The sequence below is a fragment of the Rhizobium sp. FG96 genome (genome assembly GCF_057808655.1).
On sequence record NZ_JBMDIL010000007.1, the window covers coordinates 316193 to 337781 of the forward strand.

Consider the following 21589-nt stretch of genomic DNA (forward strand, 5'->3'; position numbering starts at 1 on the left):
CAGCCCTAGGCCTGCCCGCCGCCGAGCTTCTTGTCGGGGAACACCAGCGACTTGATGACGACAGGCACCGCGCCTGAGGTCTCCAGCATGGCGCCGATATCGATGAAGTCGAATTCGTCGAGCTTGATGCCGTCGATCGAGACCAGCGAGGCAATGCCGGCCTCCAGCTTGCAATGCATGCCGACGAGGCCGCCGACATCGCCGTTGCCGACGAGGATCAGCGGGTGGCCGTTGGCAAGCACCGGTGCCAAGCCCTCGATCACCCCGCGGCAGAAGCCATCGAGGCGGCGATAGCTGGCAGAACCGTCCCAGTCGTAGCAGACCGCCACCGGGCTTTCGCCACCGCCGAGATCGAGACGCGACAGCGATTCCGCGATGCGGGCAGCGACCTCCACCGGATCGATCTTGTCGCCGAAATCGATCGCCGGCTTGATGACCGGGATATTGCGCACCGGCAGCAGCTGCAGCGGATGCACGAAGATCGTGCTGCCGCTGACCTGCACCGTATATTGCGAGGCGCCGACGACCGTGGCGCGGATGCCCTGCTCCGGCTTTTCGAGGCGCGGCGACCAGCGTTCCAGTCGCTCGCGCAGGATCTCGGCCAGCAGCGGCCCGAGATCGCTGAAAGCTTCCGGCTTTTCGGCATAGAGGAATTCCGAGACGCCGCCGGATACGGTGACGACATCCGGCAGGACGGGCGGCAGCGGCGGCAGGCGGTGGAGACCGGCGGTCTCGCTGCTGATATCGCCACCCTGCATCGCCTCGAACAGCTGTTCGACCATCGCCGATGCCAGCTTGCGCGCATCGGCTTCGCTCAGTATTTCGCCGAGCGCCACGTCGACGCCGGCCTTGCGGCCGAAATAACGGCCGGCTTCCTCGACGCGGGTGATCCTGCGGTTCTCGTCGAAAGCGACGATGCGGGCGCCGATATCGATCGCCGCGATATGCCGGATCGTGCCCGCTGAACAGAAGGCGAGCTTCGAGGTGCCGCCGCCGATATCGACGTTCAGCACGCTCTCGCCGCTGCGCCCCGAAAGCGCCACTGCGCCGGAGCCGAAGGCGGCAAGCGTCGTCTCCAGCCCGTCGCCGGCGCTCACCACCACAAACTTGCCGGTCTCCTCGGAAAACAGCGTGCCGATCGCCCGGGCATTGCTGCGCCGGACGGCAACGCCGGTCAGGATCAGAGCGCCGGTATCGATATCCTCAGGCGTGATGCCTGCCTGCTTGTACTGGTCGGCGAAGAAGGCGCCGAGCGCTTCGGCATCGATCTCGTCATCGCCGCTATAGGGCGTCAGCAGCACGTCCGACTGGTGCAGCAGCGTGCGCTCGACCACCATGTAGCGGGTGTCGAGACGCTCGAGAACGATGCGGGAAAAGGCGAGATGCGAGGTCGAGGAGCCGATATCGATGCCGACGCTGACCAGCACGATCTCGTCCTCGAGCTCCATGCTGCGGCCGACATTCGAAAAGAATATCCGGCCGCCCTGTTCTTCTTCGTCGTCAGCCATGATCAGACGACGGTCGATTTCTTCGTCGTCGTGTCGGCAGGCTTTTCATACCATTCCGGCTTCATGCGAACCTCGACGCCGTTCTTCTTCAGCAGTGCCTCGTATTCCTTGCGGATATACGGATCTTCCATCCAGTAGGGAATGGCCGTGCCGCCTTCGTTGACGTCGATCGCCGTGTAGTCGATGTGCTTCTCGCCGGGCGCGCCGGGATCGCGGCCCGGATTGTGCGGGCCGAACCAGGCCGTCAGACGGAAATCATCCTTGGAGACGCTGAAATGCTGGTGGTACCAGCGCGCGCCGCCCGGAGCCGCCGTCACCATGCCGTAGGGACCGTAATCCAGACGGCGGACGCGGTCGGCATGGCCGGTCGCCCAGGGATTGACGCCGCATTCTTCCGGCCAGGTATAGGTATAGCCCTCGCCCTTCAGGCAGATCAGGATTGCCGCGGACGTATGGGCATGCGCCTTGGAATAGCGGCCGTTCTCATGCTGGCCGATCCAGTAGTAGAAATTGTTGTTGGTCATGAACGGCTCGACGCGGCGATAACCGACCGAGCGGCGGTTATCGAGCGGCAGGTCGCAATTGACGGCATCGGGCAGGAAGTTGGTGCGGCGCATGGCGAGGCCGCGCACCGGATCCGGCTCGATCTCTTCGCGATACTTGTAGAAGTCGTCGGCGCCCGAGAAGCGGTCGCGGAAGACGAAGGGGTTGTTGTAGACGGCGTCGAAATTCTGGATGGCATTGACGACGACGGGCGCCGTCGTGCCGCCGAGCAGCAACGCCGGGCTGTTGGTGGCGTTGACGATGCGGTGCCAGGCATTCATCGGGATCGAGAACATCGATCCTTCCTGCCATTCGAACACATGCTTCTTGCCCTCGCCCTCGAGCCACACCTCGGTCGAGCCGCGGCCTTCCACGACGAGGTAGATTTCCTCGTACATGTGCTTTTCCGGGTTGAGCTCGCCGGCCGCCGGCACCTCGACAAGGTGACAGCCCCATTTGGTCTCGGTGCCGTAAAGCTGGATATAGGTGCCGCGGCCGCCGGTGCGCTTCCAGGGCTTCAGCGGCAGGTTCTTGACGTTGGAGATGCCGAGATCGCGGAAAACAGGAATGCCCTCTTCTTCCATGAACTGGTCATAGGGCGTCGGCTGCTTCTTGAACTCGCCGAAGCCTGCCTTCTTTGTGCCTGCCGGCTCGTGCCAATGCGTGCCTGTGCCGCCGCCAAGGGGATCCTGATGCATGGGTTTCTCCTCCCGATCAGATGTTCCTCTATATAGAACATCGTTCCAATTTAAACTCAACGTACATCCGCCCGCCCTTCAAATCAAGGAGGAACGGCGATGCGTTACGAAAACAAAAGCGACTTGATCACGACGGGCACGACGCCCGGCGGATTGATGAATTCGCCGAGATCGACGAAGTCGAGTTCCTTCAGCTGCACGCCGTCGATCGAGATCAGCTGCGGGCCGATCTTCAGCTCGCGGTCGAGGATGCGGCCGAGCGTCTGGCCGATATCGCCGTCGATCACCAGCACCAGCAATTCGTCGCGATGCCCGTCAGGCGCCGCAAACATCTTGATCGCCTTGGCGAGCTCCAGCAGCCGCGGATAATCGGGCAGACCGGCAAAGGTGAAGGCAAGCGCGATCGGCGCGGCGAGGTCGCTGTCGCGGCGCTCCGCACCCGAAGCGAAAGCCTTGGCGATCGCCTCGGCATCGACATGCTCAGGCACGGCATGGCCGAGATGGACGACCGGAATATTGTGCGACGGCAAGCCGCGGTCGCCGGTGCGATACATCGTCTTGCCGCTCACTTGCACGGTGAATTGCGAGGCGCCGATGACGGTGGCGCGGATACGCTGCCCGGCGTCCACGATCGGCATATCGATGCGCGGCGTCAGCTGCGAGATGATTTCCTTGGCGAGCATCTGCGCGATATCGCCGTGATCGGCCGTTTCATATTCAAAGATATATTCCGAGACGCCGCCGGAGAACGTCACGTAGTCAGGCCGGAAACTGCGGTCCAGCGGCTCGGTCAGCTGCAGCTTTTCGCCGAGCGCATCGAGCGGCGACCCAACGATCTGGTCGACGGCGGCGGACGCCAGCCGCCGGGCGATCGCCTGGCGCACCTCCGGATTTGCCAGCGTTTCAGGATCGGTCGCAAGACCGAGCTCGGCAGCGACGATCAAGGCCGATTCATCGACGCGGGTCCAGGCGCCCGTCTTGTCCTGCGCGACGAGCCGCCCGCCGACGGCAAAGGCCGCGACATCGATGATCTCGCCCTTGCTGATCAGCGCCAGCTTGGTGGTGCCGCCGCCGATATCGACATGCAGCCCGCAGGCATTGCGCTTCTTCGACAGTTCCGTGGCACCCGAACCATGGGCCGCCAGCATGCATTCCAGCTTGTGGCCGGCGGTGGCGCAGACGAAGCGGCCGGATTCGCTGGCGAAGATCTCGTCGATCGCCCGCGCATTCTTCCGCTTGATCGCCTCGCCGGTGAGGATTACCGCGCCGGTATCGATATGGCTGCGCTTGTAGCCCGCATCCTCGTAGCAATGGGCGAAGAAATGCCGGAGCTCATGCGCGTCGATCGTGCCGTCAGGCAGAAACGGTGTCAGCAGGATCGGCGACCGCCAGACCACCTGGCGGTCGATCACCTGGAAGCGGCTGGAGAGCTCCTCCGTCTCGCGGCGCATGACGACGCGGGCAAAGAGCAGATGCGAGGTCGAGCTGCCGATATCGATGCCGACGGTCAGAAGCTCGACGGTTTCCTGCTGCCACAGCCAGTCAGAAATCGCCCGGCGCTCGTCTTCCGAGAGGTCGCCATGTTCGTGATCGAAATCGAGATCGTGCACTTACTCTATTCCCTGTGCATGTCCTGCGCGAGGAAGCCGGTGGCAAGCCACCGGCCGGCCTCAATATCAGCTCGCCGGTCCGGCAAGGATCGGGGTCTTGATGACGCCAGTCAGGCTTTCCTTGTCGAGCGCCATGATAGCCGCCTCGTCGAAGATGTCACCCATGGCCGAGGGAACGCCGGTCTTCTCAAGTTCCTCGAGGAACTTGCGATGGACGCGCGGATCCTGATCCTCATATTCGATCTGGCGTCCGCCATCCTTGACCGAGGTCGCCCCGCCGCCTTCCGCGCTCTTGCGGCGCAGCGAGATGAACGGATAGCGGCGGCTGCCGAGCGAGCAGGCAACGTAGCGCGCCGGCTGGTCGCAGGTGTTGAAATGCTGGTGGTACATCCAGAAGGGCGGCGTATACATGTAGCCGTGGCGCCACGGGATTTCTTTGAACTCGGACTCCCCTTCGTACCACATCAGCGAATAGCCCTCGCCGTCAACGGCATGCACATGCGTGCCGGCCGCATGGCGATGCGCCTTCTTGTAGCGTCCGACCGGCATCTGCGAGACATGCGAATGCATGGTGCCGTCGGCGAGCACGAAGTTGACGTTGAGCGAGCCCTTGCCGCGGCCGTCGAATTCGTAAAGCTTGAAGCTCGTCAGGTCGTGGACGAAGTTGGTTTCCCAGACGTTCTGGATCTTGCGGGCCGATTCCGCGCCGTAGCTGTAGAGGACGCCCTCGCCCTCGAAATGCTTGGCGCCGCCGGTGCGGTCCTCGAAATCGAAGTCGTTTTCGAAGACGAACTTCAGATTGTGGTAGAGGTTGATGGTCAGCGGCGCATGGTTGGTGCAGGAGAGCCGCACGGTTTCCTGGCCGGAACCGTTGTGGAACTGGTACTGGCAGTTCAGCGGGATGGCGAACAGTGCCTTCGGACCCCATTCGAAGGTCCGCGTCTCCCCGCCAGGCAGCCAGACGGTCGTCGAGCCATAGCCGGAGAGGACGTAGAAGAAGGCCTCGTAGAGATGCTTGACCGGCCGCGTCTTCTTGCCCGGCAGCACTTCGATGACATAATTCGCCATGAAGTCGCCCATGCCCTGCGTGTGGGCAAAGCAGCCGCGTGCGTCGTAGCGGTCCCAGGCGCCGGTTTCGAGCGCCAGGAGATCGTGGCCGAGATCGAAATGGATCGGGATCCCCTCGCCCTTCGACCAGTCGCCATAGGGATCGACCAGAAATTTCGAATTGCCCGGATCCTTCACTGCGACGGGATCGGCGACGGTTGGGTTCTGACTGACGGACATAATCTCACTTTCGATGTCTTGTTTCTGTTTCGCCGCTGGAGCCGTCATTTAACGGAGCGGCGGTTCGGCGCATTTGCGGAGGGGGTCCGGGCGCATGCGCGGGCGCAATTCGATGACGTCAGGCAACGCCTCCTTCGGCCGGCGACATCGCCCTGACGGTCCTGCCGAGATAGTTCGCCTCTTCGCCGTAAAGCAGACCCTTCACGTCGTCGGCCTTCAGCGACTTGATGATCTGGTCGACCTGGCCGGCGAGCGGCAGCATCAACCCGGCCTTCTGGGCAAGCTCCAGCGTCACATCCATGTCCTTCTCCTGCCAGGTGAAGCGCGTCGAATCCCAGCGCGCCAGCGTGCCGTTGGTGCCCGGGCATTGCAGCAGGATCTCGCGCATGCGCTGCGCATCGATGCCGTAGCGCTTGGCAATCAGCAGCGTCTCGTAATTGGCGACGCAATGGACCCAGTGCAGCAGGTTGTTGCAGGACTTGGCGATCTGGCCGGAACCGAGCGGGCCGACGCGCACGACGTCGCGGCTGTAGCACATCATCACCGGCCGGATGCGCTCGACATCTTCCTCGCTGCCGCCGCAGAGCGAAAGCAGCGTGCCGGAACGCGCGCCCGATGCGCCATAGACGACGGGCGCATCGACGAGGCCGATACCCTTATCCTTCAGTTTCGGGCCGAGCTGCAGCATCGTCTCCGGGCTGATCGTCGCGGCAACCGCGATGATCGATCCCCTGGCCGCACTTTCGGACAGCGTTTCGCAGACGTCGATCACCTGCTGGTCGGTGGCAACAACGAGGATGAAGGCCTCGGCATCGGAAAGATCGCCAAGGCTGCCGGCGGCCTTGATGCCCTTCTCCGCAGCCGCAGCAAGACGTTCGGCGCTCACGTCGAAGCCCGACACCTCATGTCCGCCGTCGAGCATGTGGCCTGCCATCGCAAGCCCCATCTCTCCCGTACCGACCACTGCAACCTTCATGCCTGCCTCCTCATGCCTGCTGCGCCAGAAGCGCTTATCCTTCGTGCTGCGTCACCACGTCGATCAGCGCGGGAACGCCGCTCTTGACCTTGGCGATCGCCCGTTCGAGTGCCGCGCCGATATCCTCCGCATCCTCGATCGGCCCTTCGGCGTACCAGCCGAGACCGCGCGCGAGCGTTGCGAAATCGGGAGCCGGATCGAAGAGATCCATGCCGATATAGGCGCGCTCCTCCGGCGTCCCACGCTGGCGGGCGACGGTGATCTGATGTTCCCAATCGCTGTAATAGGCGCGGTTGTTATGCATGACGCAGAGGAACGGCACCTTGTGCTTGGCGGCAAACCACAGCGCCCCGACATCGAACATCAGGTCGCCATCCGTCTGGCAGTCGACAACGAGACGGCCGGTGCCCTTGTGGGCAAGCGCGATGCCCGTCGCCATGCCGATCTGCGTACCGGTGCCGAGCGCCTTGCCCGGCCAGCGGTAGGGCTTGTCGAAATCCCAGAGCTTCAGCGCCCAGTCCTCGAAGGCATTGGTCGTCAGCACCCAGTCTTCATGCTGGATCTTGTCCCACACCTCGCAAGCGAGACGGGCGAGCGACACGGGCTTGGAATCCCAGCCGTCGCGCGACTCCTCGCGCCACCTGGCGCGCTGCGCCTTGTGCATCTCGCCGACGGCGGCCGCGCGCTCGGCAATACGTTTGGCAAGCGTGCCGTTGTCCTTGACCCGATCCTTGATCAGCGTCGTCAGCGACGGAATGGCGAGCGCGGTGTCGGCAAGCACTTTCTGCGCCGTCTCCGGGAAGCGCTGGTAATCGGTCGCCCATTTGGAAATCTCGATATCCGCAAAGCCGATATCCAGCCAGTCGCAGCCCTTCGGGAACAGCGGCTTCAGCGTGCGGTTGATGCGGTCGTTGACATGCGTCGGACGTTCCCAGTCGCGGCAGTCGAGCAGCGTGATCAGGTCCGCCTGCTTGAACACGTCCTTGTTCATGCGCATGTCGAGCGGGTGTTCGGTCGGGAAGTTCAGGCGCCATTGCGTATCGACGACAGGCGCGCCGAGCGCTTCGGCAAGGCCGACCATGTCGCTGTAGCCGTTCTTGTCGCGGCCGACGAATTGCGGCAGCAGCACCGGCCACTCGGCGGACACCAGCCGGTCGGCAGCCTCCTCCAGCGCCTTCGGATCGGGCGCGATACGGCTCGGCACCTTGGCGGATTTCGGCGAAGGCAGCGCGATCGGCGCCTCCAGCGGTGCTTCCTGAAGGGCTGCGTCATAGCACATGTAGATCGGGCCGCGCGGCTCGGTCATCATGATCGAATAGGCGCGGGCGAAACTATCGACGACGCCGTCGATACCGCCCGGCTGGTAATCCCATTTCACATAGTCGCGGACCTGGTTGCCCTGCACATTGGCTGTATGGGCCCAGTCGACGCGCGGACGGCGCTTGCCTTCGTCCATCGGGCCGGTGGCGCCGATCAGGAAGACCGGGGCGCGGTCGGTATAGGCGTAATAGACGCCCATCGTGGAATGCAGGAGGCCGACGACATTATGGACGATGACGGCGAGCGGCTCGCCGGTCGCCTTGGCATAACCATGGGCGATCTGCACGGCGATCTTCTCGTGCTGGCAGACCAGCATCGGCGGATTGTTGCCGTTGTGATTGACGAGCGAGTCATGCAGGCCGCGATAGCTGGCGCCCGGATTGAGCGTGATGAAGGGAAAGCCGTACTGCTTGATCAGGTCCGCGATGATATCGGACTGCCAGGCCGAAGGTACGCCGTCCTTCTTCGCCGCCTGATCCAGAGCGGCGTTCGTCACCTTGTTATCCATGCTGTGCCAGCCTTCCGATCCATATTGGAAAATGGCGGGCGGCCGATAGCCGCCCTGCCTTCGTACGGAGACGATCAATCTTCCTTCAGCGATTCCTTCAGGAAGCTGATGACTTCAGGCGTCTGGTTCATCGCGCCCTTGACGAGATTGCCGACGTCATCGCCGATCTTCGGATCGACAGGCACGCCGATTTCCTTGGCCTTGGCGAGGAACTCAGGATCGGAGGTCGCAGCCTGATAGGCATCACGCAGCGCCTTCAGGCGATCTTCCGGAATGCCGGACGGACCAGCGGAAAGACGCGAGATATCGCTCTGCGATTCAACCAGCGCGATAACGCGCTTGGCATCGTCATTGTTGACCAGCGAGGCGAGCTGCGGAATGTCGGTTTCCGAACCACCGATCTGCGCGATCAGCTTGCCGTTACCAGCATCGACGAAGGGCTGGAACGTCGAGCGCGAGCCGATAATGCCCTGCACTTCGCCGCGGCGCATGGCGAGCTGGTCGTCACTGCCGTTATAGCCGGAGACGACCTCGATCTTCAGGCCGAGCGCCTTGACGAGCATGGTCGTCTCGATCGTCGAAGCCGAACCGACGCCAGCCGAAGCGAACTTGATCGGCTCCTTCAGATTGGCGAGATCCTCGTAGCTGTTGATGCCGGAGTCCTTGGACACGACGATGACACGCGGATCGGACGATACCTTGCCGATCCAGGACATCTGGCCGAGATCGAACTTGATGCCCGGATTGCCGGCAAGCTGGCCGTAGATCAGGCCGGTGTTGAAGGTGCCGAAGGTCAGGCCGTCAGGATCGGACGCATAGATGAAGTTGGCGCCGATCAGGTGACCCGCACCCGGCATGTTCTGGACGACGAAGGTCGAACCCGGCAGATGCTTCTGCATGAACTGCGCGACGAGACGGCCGTTGGTGTCATAGCCGCCGCCCGGCGCGGTCGCGACGATATAGTTGACCGTCTTGCCCTTGTAGAAATCAGGACCTTCCTGTGCGGCGGCAGCGCCGGCGCCGAAGACAGTCAGTGCAGCGGCGCCAAGGGCCGCCATACGAAGTGAATGCATGTTCATGTCTCTCCTCCCAGTGAGTTTTGTATGCAGTAGCCGATTGGTCCCGCTTGATGGTCTCGCGAACGAACTCGACGATTTCAGGCGGCTGATCGAGCGCCCGGCCGACCGAAGCCGCCACCGTCTCGCCGACTTCGGGCGTAACGGGCAGTTCCAGCGCCTCGGCGCGCTTCAGAAATTCAGGATCGGACGTTGCCGATGCATAGGCATCGCGTAGCGCCTGCAGGCGATCTTCCGGGATACCGGCCGGTCCGGCAGAAAGCCGCGAGATGCGGGCCTGCGCCGCGATCAGATCGACGACGCGCTTGCCCTGCGGATCGTCGATCATCGACGAAAGCTGCGGCACGTCGGTATCTTCGCCGCCGACCTGGGCGATGAAGCGCCCGGCGCCCTCATCGACGAAGGACTGGAACTCCGAGCGCGAACCAATGACGCCCTGGACTTCGCCGCGGCGCATGGCGAGCTCGTCCTCATTGCCGTTATAGCCGGACACCACCTGGATCGGCAGTTTCAGCGCCCTGGCAAACATCGTCGCCTCGATCATCGAGGCGCTGCCCGTGCCTGCTGTCGCGAACTTGATCGGCTCCTTCAGATCGCGGAGCTGCTCGAAGCTTTCGATGCCCGAAGCCTTGGTCACCAGAATGACGCGCGGATCCGAGGCAACCTTGCCGATCCAGGACATCTTGGTGAGATCGAACTTGATGTTCGGATCGCCGCCGAGCTGGCCGTAGATCAGGCCGGTATTGAAGGTCCCAAGCGTCAGTCCGTCGGGATCGGAACCGTAGAGATAGTTGGTGCCGATCAGATGTCCGGCGCCCGGCATGTTCTGGACCACGAAGGTCGAGCCCGGCAGGTACTTCTGCATATACTGCGCGATCAGCCGGCCGTTGGTATCGTAGACGCCGCCCGGTGCGGTGGCGACGATGTAGGTGATTGTCTTGCCGTCGAAGAAATCCTTGCCCTCTTCGGCAGCGGCCGGAAGAGCCGGCAGCGCCACCATCAGAGTTCCGGCCACCCCGGCCAAACATGCCTTCTCAAACATTCATTCCCCTCCCCCATGGAGGCCGCCTCCTCGCGGCCCCGGCGATAAAGAACGGACGACCGTCAGACCGACCCCATCCCCAGCGCGTGGATGACCCAGCGGGTGACGAAGCCCGGATGCAGTTCGATCCCGAGCAGGCGCCCGAACATCAGATAGAGAGCCAGCGGCGCGGCGATCGACAGGGCGATGGCGAGCTTCCAGCTTGCCTCGCCCTGGCGGCGAAGGAAGGTGAGCAGCATGACGGGAACGCTGACATAGAAGCCGAAGAGCACGATCCCGGCGACGAAGCTCACGAAGTAGCTCCACATCACCATTTCCTGCTTGGCCGTATGCGGGCCGAATTCCGGCAGTTCCTCTTCCGGCTGCGTGCCCTCGGGAACGCTCGCGGCGGCAATCGACTGGCCGACCGATGCGGCGGCCGGTGTGCTTGCCGAGGGCGACCGGAACAGGTCGATCGCCAGCTGCACCAGACAGAGCACGATGCCGGGAATGCCGACGACCAGCGGCATGAAGCGCGCCTTGGCCGGGTAATCGAAGGAGAGCGCCACCATCGATGAGAAGATGACGAGCATCACGAAGGTCAGCGCAGTGCTGAAGCTGATCGTTCTCAAGGTCATGGGCTGACCTCCACATTATGCCGGCGCGCTGCCGGGCGGAAGTTGCGGTAGAAGGCATAGGCCATCAGCGAGACGATCATCGCGATCAGCACCAGCGACAGCGGCCGCAGGAAGAAGCTGTAGCCCCAGAGCTGCAGCGCCTGATTGAGCGAAGCTTCCGCCTTGCCGCCGAGCACCAGGCCGATGACGAAGGGCGCACGCGGCCAGTCGGCACGCAGGAAGCCGTAGCCGATGGCACTGAAGATCACGAGGACGATCAGGTTCTGCCACTGGAAGTCGCTGACGAAGCAGCCGAGGGTGACGAAGACCAGGATGAACGGAACCAGCATGCGGCCGTTGATGAAGGTCAGAACCGCAACCCAGCGACAGATGACGAGCAGCATTGACACGGCGATCAGGTTGCCGACGACCAGAGCCCAGATCAGCGTCCAGACGAGGTCGAGATGCTTGGTGACCATCAGCGCGCCCGGCTGGATGCCGAGGATCAGGAAGGCGCCGAGCAGGACGGCCATGCCGGACGAACCCGGGATGCCGAAGAACAGCGTCGGCAGCAGCGAGCCGCCTTCCTTGCCGTTGCTGGCGGTCTCCGGCGCAATGACGCCTTCGATCGCACCCTTGCCGAAACGCTCCGGATGCTTGGAGCTCTGGACGGCGTGGCCGTAGCAGAGCCAGGCTGCCGTCGAGCCGCCGAGACCCGGGATCATGCCGATCACGGCGCCGATGACGGAGGTTCTGAGAACCAGCCACCAGTGGCGCGGCACTTCGCGAACGCCGGACAACAGCTGGCGGTAGGAGAAGCCCGTATCCATCGGCACGGCCGAGATCGAGCCACCCTTGGTGCTGAGCGAAATCATTTCCGGTACCGCGAACATCGCAAGCACTGCCGTCACCAAGCTGACGCCGTCCCAGAGGAACAGGAAGTCGCCGGAATAGCGTGGCGTGCCGGTGATCGGGTCCATGCCGACGGTCGACAGCATCAGGCCGTAGAAGCCGACGATCAGGCCCTTGACGATGCGGCTGCCGCTCGAAAGGAAGGCGATGAAGCTGATGCCGAGCAGCGCGATCAGGAAGAACTCCGCCGGGCTGAACATCAGGATGACGGGCTCGAGGATCGGGATCATGATCGCGAAGACCACGGCGCCGATAATGCCGCCCACACCCGATGCCGTGATACTGGCACCGAGAGCGCGGGCCGCCTGCCCCTGTTTGGCAAGAGGATAGCCGTCCAGCGTCGTCGCCGCGTCATCGCCGTCGCCGGGGATGCCGAACATGATGCTGGAGATCTGGCCGCTGGTGCCGTTGACGGCGTGCATGGTCAGCAGGAAGACAGCGCCCGCCACCATATCCATGCCGTAGACGAAGGGGATGGCCATGGCGATCGACAGCTTGCCGCCGATACCGGGAGTGACGCCGACCAGCAGTCCGAAGACCACGGCGATCAGCATCAGGCCCATGATATGGGGCGAGCTAACGAGGTTGAACAGCGCCCCGAACATAGTCTCAATCATTGCAGTTTTACTCCTCCCGTCAGCGGAAACGTGAAGCTTTCCGCTGCTCGCCGCACACTCCCCCTTGGTGCGGTTTATCCTTACCCGGCGCCTCAAAGACCCGGCCTCTGAGGATCATTAGGACCCCTGGCCGAAACTTTGTCCAAAGCAAAAATTTATGTGTAGTCCATCACTTTTCTTGCTGGCTGGCAAGAGGCATTCCGTATTGGGGTACGATGTTCCGTTTAGCGGAACGTAAATTAAACCGTTGATATAAATACAGAATATCTGCAATTTTCGCTTATTTTCACGAATTGAAACAGCAAATCATGCCGCCGTGTAGCGATTTTTTGCTGGACTGGGCGATGGCCGGGCAATGACGCGGCGGTCACCGCCTAATAGCCTCAAACGCCTGCGGAAACGCGTCGCGAACGCTGACCGCGATAAGTTTTCCTTAACGTCTTCCTAAGCCGAAATGGCGTGGACTCCGCCGCAAGGCACGGCGCATCCTTGGCTCACGCCGCAGCGGACTCATCGTCCGGCGGCCGATCTCAGGGAGGCGAAATTGGACCAACCGGTCGAAGCACAACTGCGCAGGGAGGAGAAGGTACCGCTCTCCGATCTGCTGATCTCGTTCCTGCGCCTGGGGGCCTCGTCCTTCGGCGGCGGCGTCTCCGGCTGGACCCACCGGGAGATCGTCGAGCGGCGCGGCTGGCTGGACGAGGACAATTTCCTGAAGACGCTGACCATCGCCCAGATCCTGCCCGGCGCCAATCCGGTCAATCTCGCGGTCTATATCGGCCTGAAGCTGAGGGGCTGGACCGGCGCGGCGCTCGCCTTCACCGGCATGCTTGCGCCGGCCTTCACCGTCATCCTGGTCATGAGCTTCTTCTACGAGCAGATCAACGGCTATGAAGCCGCCCATACCGTGCTGCGCGGCCTCGCCTGCGTCGGCATCGCCTCGTCGCTGACCATGGGGGTCAAGACCGGCAAGCGGCTGCGCCGTCATGCGGTGCCGATCCTGATCGCCGTCGCCGTCTTCGTCACCGTCGGCGTGCTGCGCTGGCCGCTGGTGCCCGTCGTCGCCGTCAGCATTCCGCTCAGCATCGTCGCAGCCTTCTTCGTCAAGGAGAAGAAGCATGGATGACGCCAAGCTCCTCAATCTGGTGCTGCTCTGCATACCCTTGTCGCTAGTCTCCTTCGGCGGCGGCCAGTCGATTATCGCCGGGCTGCAGCACCAGACAGTCGACGTGCTCGGGATGCTGACGCCGCGCGCCTTCACCGATTTCTATGCCATCTCGCGCGCCGCCCCCGGCCCCGGCACGCTGATTCTCGCGCTGATCGGCTGGCATCTCGATGGTCTCGTCGGCGCGCTGGTGGCGACGCTGGCGATCTTCCTGCCCTCCTCGCTGCTCGTCTGCATCTGCGGCAGCATCTGGCACAGGCACCGCGCCTCGCCCTGGATCATCGCCGCCGAGCGCGGCCTGGCACCGGTCGCCGCCGGCCTGATCTTCGCCGGCGGCTATACCGTGGCGCAATCGGCGCATCTGAACTGGATCGAAGCCGGAACCGTCGCCGCCGCGATCGGCCTGCTGCTCTTCACCAAGGTCGGCCCCTACCCGATCCTCGCCGCATCGGCTGCCGGATATTACCTGCTGAGCCTCGGCGGCTACGCCTGACAACACCCCTTCCGGAAAAATCGCCTGCAGCGGAATTGACCGGCAGGCATTTCCGGTATTATCTTTAAATAGGAACATCGTTCCACATAAAAGAACATTCAGCTTGGGAGGGCTCGATGCCGGAAAGATTGCAGCTGCGCACGGCGCTCGGGAAGCACGCCCACGTCAAGCCGCTCACCGATGGCCGCGTCTCGTCGTCCCGCATCGCCTTCGATTTTCGCGATTACGAGCCGCTGCCGAAAGGCTTCAGGGCCATGGTCCGCGGCGATGAGCTCGACGTTTCCGAACTCGCCGTCGTCACCCATCTCCTGGCGCATCACTATGCGAAGCCGCTGACCGGCATCGCCATTCCGCTCTGGAGCCGCCTGCCCCACGCCAATCTCGTCTGTCCCGTCGATTCCGAGATCCGCGAGCCGAAGGACCTGAACGGCACGACGGTCGGCGTGCGCGCCTATGCGCAGACGTCGGGCGTCTGGGTGCGCGGCATCGTCAAGGACGATTACGGCGTCGATCTGAACAGCATCACGTGGCTGACGATGGAAGATGCCCATCTCAGCGAATATGCCGACCCTGAGAACACCGTGCGCAATACCAAGCCGACCGGCCTGCGCGACCTGATGATATCCGGCGAGCTCTCGGCCATCATGGGTGAGCGCACCGTCGATCCCTCCGGCATCCGCACCGTCGTTCCGGATGGTGACAAGGCTGCCGAAGCCTGGATCGCCCGCACCGGCATCGTCCCAATCAACCACGTCCTGACGGTTCGCAACGAGCTGCTCGCCGAACACAGATGGCTGGCCGGAGAGCTGATGGAACTCTTCGAGGAGGCCCGGCGCGTCTCGATCGCCGAAGACGGCGCCACACCGCCGCCGGCCTATGGGCTCGAGGAAAACCGCCGCTCGCTGCAGCTTGCTTTCGACTACTCCGCCGACCAGCGGATCACGCCACGGCGCTACGAGGTCGATGAACTGTTCGTCCGCATCTGAGGACGCCGGATCACCGCCCACCTGAATGGCGCAAGGAGGATTGCCCCATGATCATCGACATTCACGGACATTATACGACGGAGCCGCAGGCGCTTCACCAGTTCCGCGACAAGCAGCTGGCGGGCCTTGCCGATGCCATGCGCCGCCCCACCAGCACCGATCTCGGCATCTCCGATGACATGCTGCGCGAATCCGTCGCCCCGCAGCTGAAGCTGCAGAAGGATCGCGGCAGCGACCTGACGATCTTCTCGCCACGCGCCGCCGGCATGGCCCATCACGTCGGCACAGAGGCGACCAGCATACAATGGTCGTCGATGTCGAACGACCTGATCCACCGCATCTGCAAGCTGCTGCCGGACAATTTCGCCGCCGTCGGCCAGCTGCCGCAGCATCCGGGCGCACCGCCGAAGAACTGCATTCCCGAGCTGAAGCGCATCGTCGAGGAGCTTGATTTCGTCGGCGTCAACCTGAACCCGGATCCCTCCGGCGGTTACTGGACCGATCCGCCGCTGACCGACAGGCAGTGGTATCCGCTCTACGAGACGCTCTGCGATCTCGACGTGCCCGCCATGATCCACGTCTCCTCGTCCTGCAATGCCTGCTTCCACCACACCGGCGCGCATTACATCAACGGCGACACGACGGCCTTCATGCAGCTGCTGCAGGGCGATCTGTTCAAGGATTTCCCGACGCTGAAATTCGTCATCCCGCATGGCGGCGGCGCCGTGCCCTTTCATTGGGGGCGCTATCGCGGTCTGGCGCAAGAGATGAAGAAGCCGCTTCTCTCGGAGCATCTGTTGAAGAACGTGTTCTTCGATACCTGCGTCTATCACTATCCGGGCATCGAGCTGATGCAGAAGGTGATCCCGGTCGACAACATCCTGTTCGCCTCCGAAATGCTCGGCGCCGTCAAGGGCATCGATCCCGAGACCGGCCATCACTACGACGATACGAAGCGCTACATCGACAAGCTCGAAGAGCTCGACGAACTCAGCCGCTACAAGATTTTCGAGGGGAATGCCCGCCACGTCTACCCGCGCCTCGACGCGCAGCTGTCGCGCCGCGGCCGCCCCGGTCTGACGCTATGACGGCGGCAGGCTCAGCAGCAGGAAAGATCGCCGCTTTCGGTGATGATTGCGTTCTTCATCCAGTAGGGCGGCAGATCATCGACCGTCACCTCGGCCACCGGCTTGAAAGCCTTGAAGGCGTGCCGCACCTCCGGCGCCGTCCAGAAGGTCACGATCGTCTCAATCGGCGGGCAGCCCGGCAGGCCGCATTCGACCTCCGCGACCATCACCGCGACGTCGTCGGCGAGGCTGAAACGCTCGCGCGTCCAGTCCTTGACGCGGCGGACGGCATCGATCTTTCCGGCGTTGCGGCGTGCGGTCTTCAGCATGGTTTCCGGCTGGGTTTTGCGACGCCGGACGGGCGTCGCCGTGTTCTCAACATAGGGCGCTCCGGCGCCGCTTGTCAAAATGGTTTGTCGAAACTGCGGGCTGACAGCGCGGCTCTTCCGCCGCGCGCCGCTTGCCCGCCTCAAGGGAGTGAAGCATGACTGAGAAGGTTCTCGCCGCGGTCCGCACCGGACCGAGCATCATGGATTTCCGCGAATTTCCGATGCCTGACGTCCCCGAGGACGCAGCGCTTCTGAAGATGGAAGTGGCCGGCATCTGCGGCACCGACGTCAAGCTCTTCAAGACGCCGCCGAACAATGCCCCGACCATCATGGGCCACGAGAATATCGGCTATATCGCCAAGGCCGGCCGCGAGTTCACCCGCCGCAAGGGCTTCAAGGAAGGCGATCTCGTCTTCGTCGAGCACTATGTCATGTGCGGCAAGTGCCAGTGGTGCCATCAGGGCCAGTATCGTCATTGCGAAAACACCGACTGGCGCAACAACCCGGAAAGCATTCGCTACGGTTACACCTCGGCCGAGCGCGCGCCGCATCTCTGGGGCGGCTTCGCACAATATGTCTACCTGCCCTGGAATGCCGTCGTTCACCGCGTTCCCAAGGGTGTGACGCCGGAGCTTGCCGGTCTCGTCACCCCAATGGCGAACGGCGTGGAATGGTCCCTCTTCGACAGCAATGTCGGCTATAACTCGACGGTGCTGATCCAGGGCCCCGGCCAGCAGGGCCTGTCGCAGACGGTCATCTGCAAGCAGGCCGGCGCCTCGCTGATCATCGTCACCGGCACGACCAAGGACACCGCCCGCCTCGAAGTCGCCAAGCAGCTCGGCGCCGATTACGTCATCGACGTGCAGAAGGAAGACCCGCTCGCCCGCATCATGGAGATCACCGGCGGCAAGGGCGTCGACATCTCGCTCGACTGTACCGCGGGTGCGGGAACGATCCCCATCCTGCTCGGCGTCGAGGCGCTGGTCAGAAAGGCGGGCACCATCCTCGTCCAGGGCGAGATGAAGGAATTCCCGAACTTCCCGCTGGAGAAGGTGACGACCAAGGCGATCACTATCAAGAGTGCCCGCGGCCACAGCTACCGGGCCTGCGAGCTGGCGCTGGAGCAGATTGCCTCCAACCGCTTCCCGCTGGAAAAGATCACCACCCACAAGTTCGGCCTCAAGGATGCGGCGCTTGCCATCGAGTCGGTCGGCGGCAAGGGTGTACCCGACGTCATCCACGCATCGCTGATGCCCTGGGAATAAGGAGAGCCGCATGACCATCGGTTTCAGAATTGCCGAGCGCACCCAAAAGGTCGATCTCGCCACCATCGAGAAGTTCCGGACCATCCCGGTCGCCAATGTCAGCGATGTGATGTCGCGCATGACGGCGGGCGGCCCCGGCCTTCGCCCGATGCACGCATCCGGCCAGATGTCGGGCGCCGCCTTCACCGTGAAGACCCGCCCCGGCGACAATCTGATGATCCACAAGGCGCTGCTGATGGCCGGCCCCGGCGACGTCATCGTCGTCGATGCCGGCGGCGACCTCACCAACGCGCTGGTCGGCGAGATGATGCTGTCGCACGCCATGCAGATCGGCGTCACCGGCGTCGTCATCAACGGCGCGGTGCGCGACTACGGCTGGATCAAGGCCGGCACGTTCCCCGTCTTTGCCGCCGGCATCACCCACCGCGGCCCCTACAAGGACGGCCCCGGCGAGATCAACGTGCCGATCGCCTTCGGCGGCATGGTCATCAACCCCGGCGACCTGATGATCGGCGACGACGACGGCCTGCTTTGCGTACCCTACGGCACGACCGAGGAGATATATACGCAGGCGAAGGCCAAGAACGAGGCGGAAGCCCGCACCGTGGCCAACACGCTTGCCGGCAAGCTGGACCCGAAGCTCTGGGTCGACGAAAGCCTTCGCAAGCTCGGCTGCGAAGGTCTCTGATCAGAACGGGGGGTGGAATATTCATGGCAATCGCAGTTATCGACGGCATCAGCACGCGCTACGAAGTGATCGGTAACGGACCGCCGCTCCTGATGTTCTCGCCGGGGGGCTTCGACGCAACGATCGAGAAGTGGCGCACGCAGGGCATTTATGTGGTGACCCAGTTTCTGGAGCACCTCCCCTCGCATTTCACCTGCATCGTCTTCGACCGCCGCGAAACCGGCCAGTCGGGCGGCCGCGTCGAGCGCGTCACCTGGGGCGATTACGTCAAGCAGGCGACCGGCCTGCTCGATCATCTCGGCATTGAGAAGGCCCATATCATGGGCGGCTGCATGGGCTGCAGCGTCGCCATGGCGGTGGCGACCCAGGCGCCCGAGCGCGTCGACAGGATGGTGCTGTTCTGGCCGGTCGGCGGCGCCCGCTACCGCATGACCGGGCATCAGCGCTTCGCCGAACATCTGGCCTTCGTGCAGCAGAATGGACTGGAAGCCGTCGTTGCGCTCTCGAAGGAAAGCAACAAGGCCTTCGGCGCCGATCCGCGCGGCGGCCCCTGGATCTCGGTCCTGCGCCATGACGAAGAATTCGCCAGACGCTACGCCGCGCTCGATGTCGATCACTACAAGGCGATCGTAGCCGGTATGCCGCGCGGCCTGATCGACCGCGACACCTCGCCGGGCGCCGAACCGGAAGATCTCGTCCGTCTCGATATCAAGACGCTGATCATCCCCGGCGCCGACTTCTCGCACGCGACATCGGCCGCCCGCTATCTGCAGGAATGCATTCCGGGCTCTGACTACTGGGATATCCCGGTGCCGCAGCTGACCGCTGAGAATACAAATAAGCGGGTGATCGACTTTCTGAAGGCATAATCCTCAGGATGGAAGCGCTTCCGGGAGGAACTCCCCGCTGTGTCGGGTCAGGAAATCCTGGAAGGCGCTCATCACCGGCGTCATCGCCCGGTCGGTCCGGCTGACGGCAAACCATTGCCGCCGGATCGGCAATCCCTCGACATCGAGGATCGCAAGCTTGCCCGCCCGCACTTCCTCGGCAACGCTGTGCGCGGCGAGAAACGCGAGCCCGGTATCGGCCATGACGGCCCGCTTGATATCCTCGACCGGTTCCATCTCGGTATTCGGTCCTGCAGCCCGGCCCGGGATTTCGGCCATGAAGCGCTCGAACCAGATGCGCGTGCTGGAACCGGAGCCGCGGACGATGAAATGCTCGCTGGCGATATCGGCCTTCGAAATCCCATGCTTGCCGACCAGCGGATGATGCGGCGGCGCGACGACGACAAGCGTATGCTCGCCGAAGATCGCTGCCCGCACCGAGATATCCCGCGGCGGCCGGCCGACCAGCGCGATGTCGATCGCCCTGTTCTTCAGCCGCTCGATCGTCTCGGTCCGCCGGTCGATGACCAGTTCGAGATCGATATCGGGAAACTCGTTGGCAAAGGCCGTCTGCATCTGCTTGGCGAAATAGCGCACGGTCGACACCGCGCCGACAAGAATGCGGCCGCGCTTGACGCCCTTGAAGGCATTGATCTCGTCGCCGAGAAGCTGAAGCCGGTCTTCGATATCGCGGGCCGCCGATAAAACGGCCCTTCCCGCCTCGGTCGGATACATGCCGTGTGCCATGCGCTCGAAGAGCTGGACGCCGGCTTCCGCCTCCAGCTGTTTCAGCTGCAGGGTGACTGCCGGAGCGGTGAGCCCGAGCACTTTCGCAGCCTCGACGATCTTGCCATGCGACTCGATGGCAAGAAGCGATCTCAGCTGACGAAAGCTTATATTTTTCATGAGAATGACGATAAAAAAACTTAACGGCAGTGTAAAGAGATTAAAATTTACTTCGGTGCATTCAAGGCATAGCGTCGGTGTCATGCGGGTGTGTCGTTTTCCGCGTCGCGGAGGACGGATCTACGGCAAACGACCCCTTGCTTTATCATCACATGTTGGCGACTTTGCCCCATTGAAACGCGCCGCCAACGCCGAACCCAGGAGGGAAATGACATGAGACAATCACTGAAGAGCGGGCTGCTGGCCTTGATCGCCGCTGCGGCACCGGCCGCCGCTTACGCCCATCCGGCGATCGGTGAAGCCGCCGGCCTCAGCCACGGCTTTGCTCACCCGATGACCGGCCTCGATCATATCCTCGCCATGGTCATGGTCGGCGTTCTCGCCTTCCAGCTCGGCGGCAGAGCAACCTGGCTCCTGCCCGCCACCTTCGTGCTTGTCATGGCAGCCGGCGGCGCGCTCGGCATGGCCGGCATCAACTTGCCCTTCGTCGAGCTCGGCATTGCCCTTTCGGTCGTCGTCCTCGGCGCCGTCGTCGCGCTCAACATCAAGGCACCGGTTGCTGCTGCCATGGCCGTCGTCGGCTTCTTCGCGATCTTTCATGGCCACGCCCACGGCTCGGAAATGCCTGAAAATGCAGCCGGCCTCGCTTATGCCGCAGGCTTCATGATGGCGACCGCCCTGCTCCACATCGCAGGTCTCGGCCTCGGCTTTGCCATCGGCCGCGGCGGCGAGCGCACCGGCTTCCTGGCAACCCGCATCGCCGGCGGCCTCGCCACGATCGCTGGCGTCGGCATCCTGACCGGCCTCATCTGATCCTTCATCGGAAACGAAAAAGGGCTGCGTTCCCCGAGGGATCGCAGCCCTTTTTGATTCAGGCAGTCAGCGTGAAATCAGCGGCGCTTGTAGGTGCGCTTGAAAGCCGTCTCGTCGATACCGAGCGTGTGAAGGGCTGCGGTATTCGGCGCGCGGCGCTCGCGGCGGGCCATCGAGCATTCATGCGCGGCGCTGACCAGGCTCATCGTTTCGAACAGTCCGCCGAAAGCGCTGCGGACCCAGTCCGTGCGGGGCATGCTGCGATACGTGGTGGCGGTCATCTCGATCATCTCCGTC

The 21589-nt window shown here is 63.2% G+C and carries 21 protein-coding genes; 8 read left to right on the forward strand and 13 right to left on the reverse strand.

What is annotated here, in order from left to right:
* Positions 1 to 5 precede the first annotated feature (5 nt).
* The 10 genes from ACODR6_RS16650 to ACODR6_RS16695 form a co-directional block, all read right to left on the reverse strand.
* Complete coding sequence (locus ACODR6_RS16650) at positions 6 to 1508, reverse strand: ethanolamine ammonia-lyase reactivating factor EutA (protein WP_489023080.1); 1503 nt, start codon at positions 1506 to 1508, stop codon at positions 6 to 8.
* Between the two features lie 2 nt (positions 1509 to 1510).
* Positions 1511 to 2749: a cupin domain-containing protein gene (locus tag ACODR6_RS16655; protein WP_489023082.1), complete on the reverse strand. Its 1239-nt coding sequence runs from the start codon at positions 2747 to 2749 to the stop codon at positions 1511 to 1513.
* Positions 2750 to 2853: 104 nt separating this feature from the next.
* Positions 2854 to 4359, reverse strand: a complete 1506-nt coding sequence (locus ACODR6_RS16660) for an ethanolamine ammonia-lyase reactivating factor EutA (RefSeq protein ID WP_489023083.1) — start codon at positions 4357 to 4359, stop codon at positions 2854 to 2856.
* 66 nt (positions 4360 to 4425) lie between these two features.
* Positions 4426 to 5646: a cupin domain-containing protein gene (locus ACODR6_RS16665; protein ID WP_489023085.1), complete on the reverse strand. Its 1221-nt coding sequence runs from the start codon at positions 5644 to 5646 to the stop codon at positions 4426 to 4428.
* Between the two features lie 118 nt (positions 5647 to 5764).
* Complete coding sequence (locus ACODR6_RS16670) at positions 5765 to 6622, reverse strand: NAD(P)-dependent oxidoreductase (protein WP_489023086.1); 858 nt, start codon at positions 6620 to 6622, stop codon at positions 5765 to 5767.
* A 34-nt stretch (positions 6623 to 6656) separates the two neighbouring features.
* Complete coding sequence (locus tag ACODR6_RS16675; RefSeq protein ID WP_489023088.1) at positions 6657 to 8438, reverse strand: thiamine pyrophosphate-binding protein; 1782 nt, start codon at positions 8436 to 8438, stop codon at positions 6657 to 6659.
* An 86-nt stretch (positions 8439 to 8524) separates the two neighbouring features.
* Positions 8525 to 9523 (reverse strand): Bug family tripartite tricarboxylate transporter substrate binding protein, encoded by a 999-nt coding sequence (locus ACODR6_RS16680; RefSeq protein ID WP_489023090.1) that lies wholly within the window; start codon positions 9521 to 9523, stop codon positions 8525 to 8527.
* Positions 9438 to 10568: a Bug family tripartite tricarboxylate transporter substrate binding protein gene (locus ACODR6_RS16685; protein ID WP_489023092.1), complete on the reverse strand. Its 1131-nt coding sequence runs from the start codon at positions 10566 to 10568 to the stop codon at positions 9438 to 9440. The genes ACODR6_RS16680 and ACODR6_RS16685 overlap by 86 nt, the downstream gene beginning before the upstream one ends.
* Positions 10569 to 10630: 62 nt before the next feature.
* Entirely contained in the window at positions 10631 to 11185 is a 555-nt protein-coding gene (locus ACODR6_RS16690) for a tripartite tricarboxylate transporter TctB family protein (RefSeq protein WP_489023094.1), read from the reverse strand.
* A complete protein-coding gene (locus ACODR6_RS16695) occupies positions 11182 to 12693 on the reverse strand; it encodes a tripartite tricarboxylate transporter permease (protein WP_148195401.1) in 1512 nt (503 codons plus the stop codon). Before ACODR6_RS16695 ends, ACODR6_RS16690 begins: the two co-directional genes overlap by 4 nt.
* Positions 12694 to 13237: 544 nt before the next feature.
* Between ACODR6_RS16695 and ACODR6_RS16700 the strand changes: the two genes are divergently transcribed.
* The 4 genes from ACODR6_RS16700 (at position 13238) to ACODR6_RS16715 (ending at position 16425) form a co-directional block, all read left to right on the forward strand.
* Positions 13238 to 13819 carry a chromate transporter gene (locus tag ACODR6_RS16700; RefSeq protein ID WP_489023096.1) on the forward strand — a complete coding sequence of 194 codons (582 nt, stop codon included), beginning with the start codon at positions 13238 to 13240 and terminating at the stop codon, positions 13817 to 13819.
* Positions 13812 to 14351, forward strand: a complete 540-nt coding sequence (locus tag ACODR6_RS16705; protein ID WP_489023098.1) for a chromate transporter — start codon at positions 13812 to 13814, stop codon at positions 14349 to 14351. The genes ACODR6_RS16700 and ACODR6_RS16705 overlap by 8 nt, the downstream gene beginning before the upstream one ends.
* Before the next feature lie 116 nt (positions 14352 to 14467).
* Positions 14468 to 15337 carry a substrate-binding domain-containing protein gene (locus ACODR6_RS16710; protein ID WP_489023100.1) on the forward strand — a complete coding sequence of 290 codons (870 nt, stop codon included), beginning with the start codon at positions 14468 to 14470 and terminating at the stop codon, positions 15335 to 15337.
* Positions 15338 to 15384: 47 nt separating this feature from the next.
* Positions 15385 to 16425: an amidohydrolase family protein gene (locus ACODR6_RS16715; RefSeq protein WP_489023102.1), complete on the forward strand. Its 1041-nt coding sequence runs from the start codon at positions 15385 to 15387 to the stop codon at positions 16423 to 16425.
* 11 nt (positions 16426 to 16436) lie between these two features.
* Here the strand turns inward: ACODR6_RS16715 and ACODR6_RS16720 are convergent, their stop codons facing one another.
* Positions 16437 to 16733, reverse strand: coding sequence for a hypothetical protein (locus ACODR6_RS16720; protein WP_489023104.1), 297 nt, complete (start codon positions 16731 to 16733; stop codon positions 16437 to 16439).
* A 155-nt stretch (positions 16734 to 16888) separates the two neighbouring features.
* On the opposite strand from ACODR6_RS16720, the gene ACODR6_RS16725 reads away from it, so the two are divergent.
* The 3 genes from ACODR6_RS16725 to ACODR6_RS16735 are packed head-to-tail and all read left to right on the forward strand — an operon-like array spanning position 16889 to position 19555.
* Complete coding sequence (locus ACODR6_RS16725; protein ID WP_112540626.1) at positions 16889 to 17998, forward strand: zinc-dependent alcohol dehydrogenase; 1110 nt, start codon at positions 16889 to 16891, stop codon at positions 17996 to 17998.
* Between the two features lie 10 nt (positions 17999 to 18008).
* Positions 18009 to 18686: an RraA family protein gene (locus ACODR6_RS16730; RefSeq protein ID WP_489023106.1), complete on the forward strand. Its 678-nt coding sequence runs from the start codon at positions 18009 to 18011 to the stop codon at positions 18684 to 18686.
* Between the two features lie 23 nt (positions 18687 to 18709).
* On the forward strand, positions 18710 to 19555 hold the full coding sequence (locus tag ACODR6_RS16735) for an alpha/beta fold hydrolase (RefSeq protein WP_489023108.1): 846 nt from the start codon (positions 18710 to 18712) through the stop codon (positions 19553 to 19555).
* A gap of 3 nt (positions 19556 to 19558) precedes the next feature.
* On the opposite strand, the gene ACODR6_RS16740 is transcribed toward ACODR6_RS16735, so the two are convergent.
* The gene (locus tag ACODR6_RS16740; protein WP_489023112.1) at positions 19559 to 20479 is read right to left on the reverse strand and encodes a LysR family transcriptional regulator; all 921 of its coding nucleotides are present in this window, start codon (positions 20477 to 20479) and stop codon (positions 19559 to 19561) included.
* A gap of 213 nt (positions 20480 to 20692) precedes the next feature.
* Between ACODR6_RS16740 and ACODR6_RS16745 the strand changes: the two genes are divergently transcribed.
* Positions 20693 to 21292: a HupE/UreJ family protein gene (locus tag ACODR6_RS16745; protein ID WP_148195410.1), complete on the forward strand. Its 600-nt coding sequence runs from the start codon at positions 20693 to 20695 to the stop codon at positions 21290 to 21292.
* A gap of 77 nt (positions 21293 to 21369) precedes the next feature.
* Here ACODR6_RS16745 and ACODR6_RS16750 read toward each other — a convergent pair whose 3' ends face one another.
* On the reverse strand, positions 21370 to 21573 hold the full coding sequence (locus ACODR6_RS16750) for a hypothetical protein (RefSeq protein ID WP_148195411.1): 204 nt from the start codon (positions 21571 to 21573) through the stop codon (positions 21370 to 21372).
* Between the last annotated feature and the right edge of the window lie 16 nt (positions 21574 to 21589).

Excerpts from the sequence above, each read along its gene's own strand:
- ACODR6_RS16650 (WP_489023080.1), bottom strand. The coding sequence starts at position 1,508 with ATGGCTGACGACGAAGAAGAACAGGGCGGCCGGATATTCTTTTCGAAT.
- ACODR6_RS16655 (WP_489023082.1), bottom strand. The coding sequence starts at position 2,749 with ATGCATCAGGATCCCCTTGGCGGCGGCACAGGCACGCATTGGCACGAG.
- ACODR6_RS16665 (WP_489023085.1), bottom strand. The coding sequence starts at position 5,646 with ATGTCCGTCAGTCAGAACCCAACCGTCGCCGATCCCGTCGCAGTGAAG.
- ACODR6_RS16670 (WP_489023086.1), bottom strand. The coding sequence starts at position 6,622 with ATGAAGGTTGCAGTGGTCGGTACGGGAGAGATGGGGCTTGCGATGGCA.
- ACODR6_RS16680 (WP_489023090.1), bottom strand. The coding sequence starts at position 9,523 with ATGCATTCACTTCGTATGGCGGCCCTTGGCGCCGCTGCACTGACTGTC.
- ACODR6_RS16685 (WP_489023092.1), bottom strand. The coding sequence starts at position 10,568 with ATGTTTGAGAAGGCATGTTTGGCCGGGGTGGCCGGAACTCTGATGGTG.
- ACODR6_RS16690 (WP_489023094.1), bottom strand. The coding sequence starts at position 11,185 with ATGACCTTGAGAACGATCAGCTTCAGCACTGCGCTGACCTTCGTGATG.
- ACODR6_RS16695 (WP_148195401.1), bottom strand. The coding sequence starts at position 12,693 with ATGATTGAGACTATGTTCGGGGCGCTGTTCAACCTCGTTAGCTCGCCC.
- ACODR6_RS16705 (WP_489023098.1), top strand. The coding sequence starts at position 13,812 with ATGGATGACGCCAAGCTCCTCAATCTGGTGCTGCTCTGCATACCCTTG.
- ACODR6_RS16710 (WP_489023100.1), top strand. The coding sequence starts at position 14,468 with ATGCCGGAAAGATTGCAGCTGCGCACGGCGCTCGGGAAGCACGCCCAC.
- ACODR6_RS16715 (WP_489023102.1), top strand. The coding sequence starts at position 15,385 with ATGATCATCGACATTCACGGACATTATACGACGGAGCCGCAGGCGCTT.
- ACODR6_RS16720 (WP_489023104.1), bottom strand. The coding sequence starts at position 16,733 with ATGCTGAAGACCGCACGCCGCAACGCCGGAAAGATCGATGCCGTCCGC.
- ACODR6_RS16725 (WP_112540626.1), top strand. The coding sequence starts at position 16,889 with ATGACTGAGAAGGTTCTCGCCGCGGTCCGCACCGGACCGAGCATCATG.
- ACODR6_RS16730 (WP_489023106.1), top strand. The coding sequence starts at position 18,009 with ATGACCATCGGTTTCAGAATTGCCGAGCGCACCCAAAAGGTCGATCTC.
- ACODR6_RS16735 (WP_489023108.1), top strand. The coding sequence starts at position 18,710 with ATGGCAATCGCAGTTATCGACGGCATCAGCACGCGCTACGAAGTGATC.
- ACODR6_RS16740 (WP_489023112.1), bottom strand. The coding sequence starts at position 20,479 with ATGAAAAATATAAGCTTTCGTCAGCTGAGATCGCTTCTTGCCATCGAG.
- ACODR6_RS16745 (WP_148195410.1), top strand. The coding sequence starts at position 20,693 with ATGAGACAATCACTGAAGAGCGGGCTGCTGGCCTTGATCGCCGCTGCG.
- ACODR6_RS16750 (WP_148195411.1), bottom strand. The coding sequence starts at position 21,573 with ATGACCGCCACCACGTATCGCAGCATGCCCCGCACGGACTGGGTCCGC.